This is a genomic window from Streptosporangium sp. NPDC049376, from assembly GCF_044466505.1.
In the GTDB taxonomy this organism is placed as follows: Bacteria; Actinomycetota; Actinomycetes; order Streptosporangiales; family Streptosporangiaceae; genus Streptosporangium.
In genome coordinates this window covers 81,888-94,727 of sequence record NZ_JBITMT010000005.1, presented here as the reverse complement: position 1 = coordinate 94,727, position 12,840 = coordinate 81,888, and the positions used below count along the sequence as shown (strand labels likewise).

General features: G+C 67.0%; 9 protein-coding genes. 6 read left to right on the top strand and 3 right to left on the bottom strand.

The features are described from left to right. Positions 1 to 21: 21 nt before the first annotated feature. Entirely contained in the window at positions 22 to 1,443 is a 1,422-nt protein-coding gene (locus ACIBVQ_RS15990; protein WP_399178141.1) for an MFS transporter, read from the bottom strand. Positions 1,444 to 1,565: 122 nt separating this feature from the next. On the opposite strand from ACIBVQ_RS15990, the gene ACIBVQ_RS15985 reads away from it, so the two are divergent. The 6 genes from ACIBVQ_RS15985 to ACIBVQ_RS15960 all read left to right on the top strand — a co-directional run bounded on the left by ACIBVQ_RS15985 (position 1,566) and on the right by ACIBVQ_RS15960 (position 8,350). Further along, on the top strand, positions 1,566 to 3,725 hold the full coding sequence (locus tag ACIBVQ_RS15985; RefSeq protein WP_386187196.1) for an MMPL family transporter: 2,160 nt from the start codon (positions 1,566 to 1,568) through the stop codon (positions 3,723 to 3,725). A 12-nt stretch (positions 3,726 to 3,737) separates the two neighbouring features. Beyond that, positions 3,738 to 4,766 (top strand): aldo/keto reductase, encoded by a 1,029-nt coding sequence (locus ACIBVQ_RS15980; RefSeq protein ID WP_352010733.1) that lies wholly within the window; start codon positions 3,738 to 3,740, stop codon positions 4,764 to 4,766. A 438-nt stretch (positions 4,767 to 5,204) separates the two neighbouring features. Continuing rightward, positions 5,205 to 6,266 carry a histidine kinase gene (locus tag ACIBVQ_RS15975; RefSeq protein WP_362774012.1) on the top strand — a complete coding sequence of 354 codons (1,062 nt, stop codon included), beginning with the start codon at positions 5,205 to 5,207 and terminating at the stop codon, positions 6,264 to 6,266. Next, complete coding sequence (locus ACIBVQ_RS15970; protein WP_399178138.1) at positions 6,185 to 6,904, top strand: response regulator; 720 nt, start codon at positions 6,185 to 6,187, stop codon at positions 6,902 to 6,904. The genes ACIBVQ_RS15975 and ACIBVQ_RS15970 overlap by 82 nt, the downstream gene beginning before the upstream one ends. 22 nt (positions 6,905 to 6,926) lie before the next feature. Continuing rightward, positions 6,927 to 7,895, top strand: coding sequence for a hypothetical protein (locus tag ACIBVQ_RS15965; RefSeq protein ID WP_352010342.1), 969 nt, complete (start codon positions 6,927 to 6,929; stop codon positions 7,893 to 7,895). Beyond that, positions 7,892 to 8,350 (top strand): ABA4-like family protein, encoded by a 459-nt coding sequence (locus ACIBVQ_RS15960; protein ID WP_352010341.1) that lies wholly within the window; start codon positions 7,892 to 7,894, stop codon positions 8,348 to 8,350. The genes ACIBVQ_RS15965 and ACIBVQ_RS15960 overlap by 4 nt, the downstream gene beginning before the upstream one ends. A gap of 165 nt (positions 8,351 to 8,515) precedes the next feature. On the opposite strand, the gene ACIBVQ_RS15955 is transcribed toward ACIBVQ_RS15960, so the two are convergent. Both ACIBVQ_RS15955 and ACIBVQ_RS15950 read right to left on the bottom strand, forming a co-directional pair. Beyond that, entirely contained in the window at positions 8,516 to 11,191 is a 2,676-nt protein-coding gene (locus ACIBVQ_RS15955) for a hypothetical protein (RefSeq protein WP_399178136.1), read from the bottom strand. Beyond that, the gene (locus ACIBVQ_RS15950; RefSeq protein ID WP_399178134.1) at positions 11,188 to 12,714 is read right to left on the bottom strand and encodes a hypothetical protein; all 1,527 of its coding nucleotides are present in this window, start codon (positions 12,712 to 12,714) and stop codon (positions 11,188 to 11,190) included. The genes ACIBVQ_RS15955 and ACIBVQ_RS15950 overlap by 4 nt, the downstream gene beginning before the upstream one ends. Positions 12,715 to 12,840: the final 126 nt, after the last annotated feature.

The following is a 12,840-nucleotide window of genomic DNA, read 5'->3' as shown; positions in this document are numbered from 1 at the left end:
GGATAGACAGCGAACCCTCCGCTATCCACTTTCCACGGTTCTGAGCGGCTTGATTTCCTCGATCCGGGCGACCGGAGCGGGGGGACGGGCCGGGGTGAACAGTGCGGCGAGGGCTCCCAGGGCGAGGATGACGGTGCCCGCCCACAGCGCGGGCCGCAGGCCGGAGACGAACTCCTCAGGCCCCGAGTAGCCGCCCGTGGCGGCGAAGAGCCCGGACAGTACGGCGATGCCCATGACCACGCCGACCTGCCGCATGGAGCTGTTGACGCCGGAGGCGACCCCCTCCTCCTCGACGGAGACGAAGTCCAGCGTCTGCCTGGCGCTGAGCGCGAAGAACAGACCCATGCCCAGTCCCGCGACCACCATTCCGGGCAGCAGCACGAGGTAGGAGACCTCGGAGGAGACCACCAGCGCGAACCAGGCCAGCGCCCCGCCCTGAAGGACCGCGCCGGCCACCATGAGCCGCCTGACGCCGAGCCGCTCGCCGAACATGCCCGCGAGCGGGGCGACGAGGACGGGCATCATCGTCCACGGCAGCGTGCGCAGCCCGGCCCCCATGGGCGAGAAGTTCAGCACGTGCTGCAGGAACTGCGTCAGCAGGAAGACCGCGCCGAACATGCCGCCCTGGACGAGCAGCGCGACCAGGTTGGACAGGGTGAACCCCCTGCTGCGGAACAGGCGGGGCGGCACGACCGGGTTGGGGACCCGGCCCTCGAAGAGGACGAACCAGACCAGCAGCGCGGCTCCGGCCGCGACGGGGGCGATCACCTGCGGGCTTCCCCAGCCGAGGGTGGTGCTGCGCACCATGCCGAAGACGACGCCGAGCAGGCCGAGCGTGACCAGCAGGGTTCCCCGGACGTCGAGACGGCTGTAGGGGCCGTGGCTCTCGGTCAGTATGCGCAGCGCGAGCGGCACCAGGATCACCCCGATGGGGACGTTGATCCAGAACACCCAGTGCCAGTCGCCGAGTTCGACGATCATGCCGCCGATCCAGGGGCCGACGGCGATGGCCAGGCCGCTCATGCCGCTGAGCCCGGCGATGGACATGCCCCTGCGCTCCTGTGGCACGGACTGCACCACCAGGGTCAGCGCGAGGGGGAAGATCACCGAGGCTCCGACGCCCTGCACGGCCCGCGCCAGGACGAGCCACTCCGCGGAGGTGGCCATGGCCGCGGCCGCCGAGGCCAGGGTGAACAGGGTGACGCCGCCGACGAAGACCCTGCGCCGCCCGAAGCGATCCCCGAGGATCGCCGCGGTGAGCAGGAAGATCGCGTATGTCAGCGTGTAGGCGTTCACCGTCCACTCAAGGCTCTCAAGTGAGGCGTTGAAGCGGTCACGAATAGTCGGTAACGCGGTGGTGACGACGAGGTTGTCCATCGACGCCATGAAGGCCGCAACCCCGGTGATCAGGAACGTGGACAGGCCGCCGCCTCGCACATTCACAAGACGCCTCCATCTCAAAGGACCTTGCGAAGACTCGCACAGATAGTAGATATTATCACTATCGGGTTTTTATCGATAGTAGTGATATCCACTATCCACTGGCGTCCAATGGGAGGGGACTGATGTTCTCCGCACTTGGCAGGTTCGCCGCGAGACGCCGACTATGGGTCGTCATCGGCACCCTGCTCTTCACCGTCGTGGCAGGCGGATGGGGCTCGGGCGTGCTGAGCAGGCTCGGTGGCGGCGCGGGCTTCGACGACCCGGGCAGCGAGTCGGTGCACGCGGACGAGATCGTCGCGGGCCCCCTCGGCCGGTACGCGAACGACCTCGTGGTGCTCTACGAGAGCCCGGACAAGACAGTCGACGACCCCGCCTTCTCCGGCCCCCTCCAGAGCGCCCTGGCCGCGGTTCCCCGTGACAACGTCTTGCGCCTGGAGACCTACTGGACGACCAAGTCCCCGGACTTCGTCTCCAAGGACAAGCACGCGACCTACGTCGCGATCCAGCTCAACTCCAGCAACGACCAGCAACGCGTGCTGCAGCTGCGCGCGATCCAGGACAAACTCAAGGTCGACGGCCTGACCGTCCGCTTCGGCGGCCTGACCTCGATGACCGACCAGGTGAACCGGCAGACGCTGCGCGACCTGATCTTCGCCGAGTCGCTGTCGGTCCCCCTCCTGCTCATCCTGCTGGTGCTGATCTTCCGCAGCTTCATAGCGGCGGCGCTGCCACTGCTCATCGGCTTCACCGCGGCCTTCGGCTCGTTCGCCGTGCTGCGCTTCGTCACCTTCTTCGCCGACATCTCGACGTTCGCGATCCAGGTGATCAGCATCCTGGGCCTCGGTCTGGCCATCGACTACGCCCTGCTCATGGTCAACCGGTTCCGAGAGGAGATGCGCAACGGCCACTCCGTCGACGAGGCGGTACGGCGCACCATGGTCACCTCGGGCCGCACCATCGCCTTCTCCGGCCTGATCGTCGCCATGTCCTTCGCCGGCCTGACGGTCTTCCCGTCCAGGTTCCTGCTCTCGATGGGCTTCGCGGGGGCGGGCGTCACGCTGCTGGCCGTACTGGCGACGCTCACCGTGCTGCCCGCGGTGCTGCGCTACGCCGGGCCCCGGGTGAACGGCCGCAAGGAGCGCCGCGGCCAGGTCACGACCGTCCCGGCGACCGAGGGCCGCTGGTACCGGCTCACCCAGTCCGTCATGCGACGCCCGCTGGCCTTCACCGCCGTCATCGTGGTCGTGCTGGTCGGCCTGGGCCTGCCCTTCCTCGGCGTCAACTGGGCGCGTCCCGGTGACTGGGTGCTGCCCATGCAGGCCGATGCCCGCCTGGTGACCCAGAAGCTGGCCACCGACTTCTCACACGACCCGGCCAAGCTGGTGACCTCGGTCGTCGAGGGCAAGGCCGACACCGCCGCCCTCGACGCCTACGCCCGCAGGCTCGACGCGGTCGCCAACGTGGACAGCGCGCGGGTGACCGGCACCGCGGCCGACCAGGCCAGGCTCGCCATGGGCTACTCGATCGACCCGATGTCCCCCGAGGCCCGCACGATGGTCGAGAACCTGCGCGCGGTCGCCCCGCCGCCCGGCACCAAGGCCTCCTTCACCGGAATGCCCGCCTCCCGGGTGGACATCGTCGACATGGTCATCTCCCGGATGCCGTGGATGGCGTTGTTCGTGGCGGTGGTCTCCTTCGTGGTGCTGTTCCTCGCCTTCGGCTCGGTGGTGCTGCCGCTGAAGTCGATCGTGCTCAACCTCCTGTCGCTCTCGGCCTCCTTCGGCGCCATCAAGCTGATCTTCCAGGACGGCTGGCTGTCCGGATTGCTGGGCTTCGTCCCGGTCGGCGCGATCGACGTCAACTTCCCGGTGCTGATCGTGGCGATCGCCTTCGGCCTGGCCATGGACTACGAGGTCTTCCTGCTGTCGCGCATCCGCGAGGAGATGGAGCGCACCGGCGACCCGGTCGAGTCCATCGCCCTGGGCGTCCAGCACACGGCGAGGATCATCACCAGCGCCGCCCTGCTGCTCGCCGTGGTCGTCGGCGGCTTCGTGATCTCCGGCATCACGTTCATGAAGATGGCCGGCGTCGGCCTGCTCATCGCGGTCGTCGTCGACGTGACGATCGTCCGCGGCCTGCTCGTCCCCGCCACGATGCGCCTGCTCGGCCACGCCGCGTGGTGGGCACCCGCCCCGCTCAAGCGGGTGTGGGAGAGATTCGGCGTGCGCGAGGCCAGCGACGCCGACGACATCGACCTGGCGCCCCGCCCCGCAGGAGTGTGACCCGTGACCACCATGGAATACCGCGTGCTCGGCCGTACCGGGCTGAAGGTGAGCAAGATCTGCCTGGGCGCCATGATGTTCGGCTCCTGGGGCACCTCGGAGCAGAGCGAGGTGACCAAGATCATCGGTACGGCGCTCGACGCGGGCGTGAACTTCGTCGACACCTCGGACAACTACTCCGGGGGCGAGTCGGAGCAGCTCGTCGGCGGCGCCCTGGCCGACCTGGGCGCGCGGGACAAGGTGGTGCTCGCCACCAAGTGCCACATGCCGATGGGTGACGACCCGAACTCGCGCGGCAACTCCCGGCGGTGGATCTTCCAGGAGGTCGAGAACAGCCTGCGCCGGCTCGGCACGGACTGGATCGACCTCTACCAGATCCACCGTCCCGACCTCACCACCGACATCGACGAGACCCTCGGCGCGCTCACCGACCTGGTCCGCGCCGGGAAGATCCGCTACTTCGGCACCTCGACCTTCCCGGCCCACCTGCTCGTCGAGGCGCACTGGACCTCGCAGTTCCGGGCCAGGGAGCGCTTCGTCTGCGAGCAGGCGCCGTACTCACTGCTGGTACGCGGGATCGAGGGCGACGTACTCCCGGTGTGCGAGGACCTCGGCACCGGCGTCATCACCTGGAGCCCGCTGGCGGGCGGCTGGCTGAGCGGGACCTACCGCAAGGACAGGGAACTGCCGTTCACCATCCGCAGCTTCGTGCTGCCGGAGCGCTACGACATGCAGCTGCCCGAGAACCAGCGCAAGCTGGAGGCGGTCGAGGCGCTGGCCGGGCTCGCCGAGCGGACGGGCGTCAGCCTGATCGAGCTGTCGCTCGCCTTCGTGCTCCAGCACCCGGCCGTCACCTCGGTGATCATCGGCCCCCGTACGGCGGAGCACCTCGACAGCCAGCTCCCGGCGGCGGAGGTGACCCTCACCGCGGAGGTGCTCGACGAGATCGACAAGATCGTTCCGCCCGGTGTCACGCTCAACCCGCACGACGCCGGTTGGCGTCATCCGGCACTGGAGGACCAGGCCAGACGACGTCGTTGAAACTTCATGAAATATGATTCGGCCTTAATGACATAGCACACAAGCGCACAATCCCAGCTGGGAGCGGTCGTCGGCAATTGAAATGTGAGCCTTCCTATATGTTTGCCGACGGCCGCACCCCCAGTCAGTGCGGACCGTGGTGCCTCGAATACAGTCATATTTTGTTTTTGGAGTGTCATTAACGTTGCACGGGATACGCCTTGCCTAGATAATGTTAGGAGCAGGACCGGCTACGCTGGCGTTCGGGGGAACGAGTCCAGCAATGCATTCCATGGTTCGCTTACTTCATTGCAGCCAGACCAGCCGTAGCGGATCGGTCCGTACATGCTCGAAGTTCGTCCATTGAAATGCACGGGGATGACGATGCAAGGGACCAGTATCGGCGCACTGCTCACACCTCACCAGCGATTCACGTTAAACAGTTCAGCAATACTTGAAGTGTACGAAGCCCGCCTGCGGGAGCTGTCCAGCCCGCTGGTCAGAAGCCCTGAGATCTGGGAGGAATGTCGGTTACAGGCCGAATTGGTACTTACGGAGTGCGCTGAGACGCTCAAGAGCGGGGAGCGGAGAACCCCCCCGCGGTTCACCGAGCTGCCCGCCCACGCCACCAGCCAGATCGACCCCCTGGAGGCCGCACTCGGCTGGACGGAGCTGTTCGACGCGGCGTGCGACCGCCTGCCCTCCATCCTGGACGGCCATCCGGACGAGGCGGAGCTGCGCAGGGCGTTCCTGACGACCCTCAACCGGGGCATTCTCGCCCTCACCCAGGTCCTGGCCGCCAAGCGGGACGCCATGACGCTCGACCGCATCCACGAGACCCAGATCGACGACCGTCACCGGCTCGCGCGGGACATCCACGACTGGATCGGCAGCGGCGTCAGCATGGCCCTTCTCCACCTCGACCTGTTCGAGAGCCAGCGGCAGGCCGAGGGCATGGAGGCGGACATCAGAAACATCCGCCAGGCGCTCTTCGAGATCTCCCAGGGTGCGAGGAGGCTGGTCTCCGGGCTCCGGCTGCGCGTGGCCGAACCTCCTCTCGCGGTCGCCCTGAAGGAGTTCGCCCGGGACGCCGCACCGGCGGAGACCGAGGTGAGCGTCGCCGTCCACGGGGACGAGCGCCTGCTGCCCGACCACTACAGGAGCGAGATCTTCGCGGTGCTCCGCGAGGGCATGCGCAACGCCTTCGCGCACTCCAAGGCCGGCAAGGTCGTCACCCGTGTGGACATCGTCTCAGGAGACCTTCTCGCGACGGTCGACGACGACGGCACGGGGCTGATCGTCAAGGACAAGGAGAACAGCGCGGGGCTCTCCTCCATGAGAGAGCGCATCGAGCTACTACACGGGGTTTTCCACCTCGCCAGCCGCCTGTCCGCAGGCACGCGGCTCCGGATATGGGTCCCGCTTCCAGGAGCTTTGTCATGCCGGAATCAAATGATCGGATTCGGATTCTCGTCGCCGACGACCACACCCTGTTCCGAGACGCCCTCTGTCAGGTACTGAGGGCCGAGGAGGACTTCCACGTCGTGGGGGACGCCTCTGACGGCCCCGGGGTGATCTCGCTCGCCGCCCGTACCAGGCCGGACATCGTGTTGCTCGACGTGGAGATGCCCAACCACCATCCCGCGCGGACCATGCCTCGCCTCCTGGAGATATCGCCGCCGCCCAAAGTGATCATCCTGAGCATGCACGACGACCCCCAACTGGTCCAGGACCTGCTGGCCGCCGGCGCTCACGGATACCTGCACAAGGCCATCCGCAGCCAGGAGCTGCTGGTGGCCATCCGCAGCGTGCACGCCGGGCGCCACGGGGTGACGGTGCTGGTCTCCCAGGCGATCGCCCCGGCTCCGCGCGCCGCTCCGCAGGGCGTCCTCACCGAACGCGAGCAGGAGGTCCTGGCGCTGGTCGCCAAGGCGCTCAGCAACCGGCAGATCGCCGTTCAGCTGGCGATCACCGAGGGGACCGTCAAACGGCACCTGCGCAACATCTTCGGCAAGCTGTCGGCCGTCTCCCGCATCGACGCGGTCAACAAGGCGATCGGGACGGCTCCCACCCATCCGCTCCTGCGGTCGGCGCACGCCGCACCGCCCCCTCTCACCAGCCTGAAGCAAATTATGGATCGCGCTACTATCGATACATGATTATCCATTGCTGGGAGGTGCCGTGACACGCACCCTCCGCCTCGTTTCCGGCTGGCATCGCCCACTCGTCGTGTTCAGCGCCGTGCTGACCGGCCTCGCCGTGTTCAGCGCGGCCGGCATGCTCGTTGACGAGCGCACCCTCGACGGCGCCTCCGTCTGGCTCAAGCCGTTCAAGTTCGCCCTGTCGTTCATGGTCTACAGCCTGACGCTCGCCTGGCTGCTGCCGATGCTCGGCCGTACGCCCGAACTGGCCAGGAAGACCGGGACCGCGATCGTCGGGCTCACCACGGTCGGGGTCGGGCTCATCGTCGTGCAGGCCGCGCGGGGCAGGCACAGTCACTTCAACATCAGCACCCCCCAGGACGCCGCCGTCTTCGGCGTCATGGGCATGCTCGTCACGATGCTCGCGGTCGTCACCATGGTCGTCGCGGTGCTCGCGCTGCGTCAGCAGACCGGTGACCGGGTGACCACGGCCGGGCTGCGCTTCGGGCTGCTGGTCTGCCTGCTGGGCATGATGGTCGCCTACTACATGGTGGGCGGCACCGGGCGCGCAGAGGCCGCCGCCGCGGGAACCCTGGCCGCGGGCGCGCACAGCGTCGGCGTCCCCGACGGCGGCCCCGGCATGCCGATCCTCGGCTGGAGCACCACGGGAGGCGACATGCGCGTCCCCCACGCCATCGGCCTGCACGCGCTGCAGGTCATGCCGGTGCTCGCGTTCCTGCTCACCGCGCTCTCCCGCCGCCTGCCCGCGCTCGCCCCCGAGCGTGTACGGCTCGGCCTGGTGTGGACCGCCGGGCTCGGCTACGCCGGGCTCGTGGTGCTGCTGACCTGGCAGGCGCGCCGGGCCCAGCCGCTGATCCACCCCGACGCCCTCACCCTGACCGCCCTGGCCGCCCTGGCCGGCGCGGTCGTCGTGGCCGCGGGACTGGTCGTGACGTTCGGACGCAGGCAGCCGCTCGTGCGCGCGGCCGTGGGGAAGGGGCTGTCATGACGGTCGACACCCTCTTCACCATCACCTTCCCGCTGACCGTGCCGTTCTGGGCGTTGATGGTCTTCGCCCCGACCTGGTCGATCACCCACCGGATCATCTCCTCGCCACTGATCATCCTGCCGCAGCTGGCGATCTACCTGACGCTGGCCATCCCGCGCTTCCCCGACCTGTGGGAGGTGGTCAGCAGGCCCGACCTGGACCTGATCACCGCCTTCTTCGGGCGAAGGGACGGCGCCGCCATCCTGTGGGCGCACGTCATCGCCTTCGACGTGTTCATCGCCCGCTGGATGTATCTCGACTCCAGGGAGCGCCGGGTCCACCCGCTGCTGATGGGACCGCTGCTGGTCTTCACGCTTCTGCTCTCCCCCATGGGACTGCTGATCTACCTGGCGATCCGCACCGTCGTGGGACCGCCAAGGAACACGCCGTCCACCGAACGCCTGGCGCCGGGGTGAGACCCTCCGCCGGGAAACACGAACGAGGCCCAGGTCGAGATGACCTGAGCCTCGTTCGTGTGCGGTGCGCCGCCAGGGACTCGAACCCCGATCGATCGCCCGGTAGACATCTCTTCCGGGCCCTCACTCCCAAGGTGACGGCCGCTAACGGGAGTCGCCCATCACCTACCGAGAAGCTCCACCGTTCGATCTCCGGTTCAGCGACTTCAGGGGCACGTTTCCGCCTTCGGGCGCGTCATCGTGTGTTCTACCCCGGAGGACCAGGTCACGCAGCGCGACAGTCTCGAAGCCGCAGCTACTGATCACACGATTCACCTCGGCGGACGGCGCGAGATAGACACCCCGCGGTTTACCGATGAGGCCGGGAACAGAACCGATGTCCGCCGAGGCGAAGCGGGACTCGGGTGAGAACGATGCCGTGATGTTGTAGACCCGCCACGTTCGTCCAGGATCAGACAGAAGTACCAACTCAGGTGACCGCCACACGATCAGAGTCTGTTTCGTCCCGGCCCTTGCCAGAACCACAGCTGGTTTTCCTGACTTGCCGATCTCTGTGGCCAAGCGTGCCGCGACCAGGGTGGGATTGCTGAAACTCCCGGTGATCTCCCACACCCCGCCTTCTTCGGTGACTTCCCAGCCGGCCGCGTCGATCTCGGCTCTCATCTCGGCGAGAGGGTCGTCGGTGGCGGCCAGCTCGATGAGACGACGGAGGCTCCCGGCCGAGACCACGCGAGCGCGGGGCTGAACAGGCGGGAGAAGCATGTCTTCCGCCAGCTCAGGGTCCGCCTCGGCGATCAAGGGTTTGACGGTGGCCCAGACACGAGCGGCGAGAAGATCGTTCGGTCTCCCACCGGTGAGGAAGACGTCCTGACACAGCAGAGCCGCACAGGTGGCAGTCACCGCACACAGCCGACCGCGGGATTCGACAGGCACGTTGTCACCGTCGTGGGGTACGAGGGCTTGGGCGAGCCGACCGAGAGGTTCTCGCCAGGAGTCGTCCGAAAGACGCCACAAACCGGCGGCCAGCAGCTTGATGTAGATGCCGGCTATCAGCATGCGCGTCAGCAGCGGCGGAAGCTCGGCGTCCTTGCGGGTCACCGCATCGACCCAGCGCATAGCCCATTGCCGGTAGAGATGGCGATCCGCGGATTCCACCTCCCCCGGAGCGTCGGCACCCTCCTGGGGGTCGTCCTCCTCCTCTCCTTCATCTTTGACGCTTGAGACGTGATTCCAGAGGGACAGCCGTGAGGAGTCCGGCAGTCCAAAGGCTCCGAGCCCATATATCAACCTGGTGAACGAGGTTCCGAGGATCCTTCTGCATTCCTCCAGATGAGCGGTCCACCTGTCCTCGATCGAGGATCCGACGGCGACACCGTCACCGCTGCCCGCCTCCGACCGGACGCGGACGCCCCGCGGCAGGACCTCCACCAGCTGGACGAGATCCGCGGTGAACCGCCGTGCGAGCACGGGGTCGGTGAAGAGTTCCTCGACGGTGTACTCCCGGCGAAGGCGGGGCTCCTGCTCTCCCGCGACGCGGGGTGCGCACCGTGCCGGACTGACCGCGAAAACTGGTGGAGACTCCACCGCACCGATGCCGGCCCGGTGCATGACCGCACGGATAACCGAGCCCGGAGCCTCGGGCACCGTCAGTAACAGAGCCACCTCCCCAGCCGGTATGACGCCGACTGCCCGCCACGACTGGGGGGAGCCGTCCGGCGAACTGTCGATTCTGACATCCACCGATTGCGGCCTCGCCAGCGTCACTTCCAGTCCATTGCTGTGCACCAACGCGCCAAGCAACACCAGGGACGGCGATGACCGTGACGGCCTGATCGTGGAGCGGCCCGTCATAGTCTCACGGCTCGCGGATTCCCCCGAGGGCATCAGGTCTTTGGAAAGAGGCGAGAGTACGGCCAGCTCGCAGTTACCGCCCTCAGTGGTCGAGCGCATCAGGGCGCCACGGCTGAGATTGGGGCTGCCCACGAGCCCGAGCCGCCTGTCACCGACACGCCATTGGATCAGCTTGCCGTGCCGTAGATGGGTCTCGGACAACAGGCGTAACCGGACCGTGTGACCGGCGAGGGCGTTGAGCAGAGCGCTGCCGTCATAGCTGGTCCATCGGGGCTGCACTGCGAGGATCGTCTCCCGAGGTTCGAAACGCTCGATCAGACGCCTGACAGCCTCCCCCGTAGGGTCGATGAAGGGGGCGTACAAGCACAGTTCGTCCACAGGCCCCCGGGGAAGCTGATCGAAGAACGCCAGATCAAGGTTGTCCAGAAGTCTGACCTCTGTCATACCGTCTGTGATCGGGCGACCGGTGAGGTCTGTGGCGATGTGCCACAGAAGCTCGGCGCACCACGGCGCCATCTTCACCTCAGGCGTGGTGGCCAGCCGGTAAAGCCACTCCCCAGCCTGAGCGATCGCAGGGTGTACGCCACCGTCATCGGAGGCGACGACGGTCCACAGCTCGTCGTTCGCCCCCCATCCGGACAGGGTGGGATTACCGGAGCCGACGGCCATCCACACGTCTTCCTCGCCGATGAGCAGAGCGAGCTTCGGGTGGAACGCCCCGGTGCAGGAGACCAGGCTGTGCAGGTAGGAACTGCCCGCCAGGCGAACGTCTATCGGGTCGTACATCCCCTGGCCCGCGTCGCCCAGAACTGTGATCCGTGCGCCCAGCACACGGGCGGTGGGGACGACGACCTGCTCAAGAAAGGGCAGATCGACGGTGAAACCGAACAACACCAGCTCACGCAGGGACGCCTGGTCGGCACGGTCGCGCCAGTCGTTGACCAGCGATAGGGGGGAGGCGAAACGCCAGCTCGACGTCTCCTCGGTCATACCAGCTCCAGCGCGGTGCGGGCCTCGGAGGTGACGGTCCATCCGCCCCCAATGGTGTCGAAGAGGTTCAACTGCAGGGAGAAGTCGCCGAGTTGCTGAACGCGCAGGCCGATGTCACCGTCGCCTTCGTTGCTCGTTTTGAAGAAGCGGTCGTTGCGCTCGTGGACACGGGAGAACAGCAGCAGCCTGCCGGTCGCCGGGTCACGGCGCATCTTTGCCCGTGCGATCCGGGCTGCTTGGGCGAGCATGTCATCCACCAACCGAGCGCCCAGGTCCTTAAAGGAGCGGGCACGGTAATCCTCCGCCAGGAAACGCACCCATGTTGGATCAAGGATCTCGCCCATTCCACGTCGTCTGGGGCCGAGAAACGTCTTCTGAGCTATGCCCGTCAACTCCTGCGCTCGCAGCGCGCCTGCCAGAAGCAGTTTGACGTTGGTGAGCGGCTCGCGCCGGTCCCCTGCCGCCAGCAGCTGACGTTCCCGGGGCAGCGGGTGTCCTGAGCTGTCCTGCAGGGGACCCAGCTCATCCAGAACGACGCCGACGGGCATGTCATCGAGCTGGTCAGCCAGCCACGCGCGCAGTTCATCCCGGGTTCGATCCGCGTCGCCGTCCTCTCCTCCTATCGAGGCGACCAGAGCAGCCCACAGGCGCCGCCAGGCGCCGATCGAGTAATGACGCAGGAGGACGCCACGCCATCCCTGGCTCTGTTCGATCGACGACAGCACTGGATCCACGTCGATCTGGTCGCCGAACGCCACGGCCGAGCGCAACACCTCCTCGAACGAACCGCCTTCCGCACCGTAGAGTTCAACGGCTCGGGCGAGAACACGAAGGCTGGCCCGTCGAATCAGGTCATCGGGTTCCCACTCGGCGGGATCGTGCCTTCCCGCCCGTGAGGCGGTGAATAGATCAACCATCCACGGCGCCTCGGGCCTTCGTTCCGACTGCAGGGTCACGTCCTTGAGAGCCGCCAGTTCCTCGGAAGACACCGAATCGGCCTCGGCCAGGGAGAAGACCGGTTGGAACAGCAGTCGCACGTCGTGAGGGCAAGAGTGTCGTCCGGGCCGCAGCGCCCCCTCGTCAAGCGTTGTGGTGCCAAGGACCGCGCTAGGTCCCCCGTACTGTTCCCAGAAGCCTCGGGAACGTGGTGAATACGAGTCCTTGCCCTCGGCCGCGGCCCGGGCGAGATCCAGCCGATCCCCGTAGAAGGCACGAACGCGGTCGATACCGTGAGCGGGGCCGGGGGGCGTCTCCGCCGGTACCTCGTGATGGGCTGCCGCGAAGACCACCTCACCACACCGCAATAGCCGCCGACACCCCTCGTCATCCAGGTTCTTCTCAGCGCAGTGAGCCGCCAGCGCGGCGTAGAAGGCGTAGTAGCGGATGTAGCGCGTCAGTGTCGACACCCCGGGCACGAGCGCTTCGACAGCCCGTAGTACCGGCGCCTCAACCGACAGCGGATAGCGACCGGCCCGCTGGTTGAGCCCCCTGATGGCCCAGTCCGGTCCGAGCGTGCTGTGCATGGCGTCATCACAACACAATCAGCAGTTTTCAATCCTCCAGATCCGAAAACAATGCTGATCAGTTGCTCTGGTGCCGTAGTCGTCCATCCAGAAACCGACCGGTCCTGAGCCGCCCAAGCGAGGCAC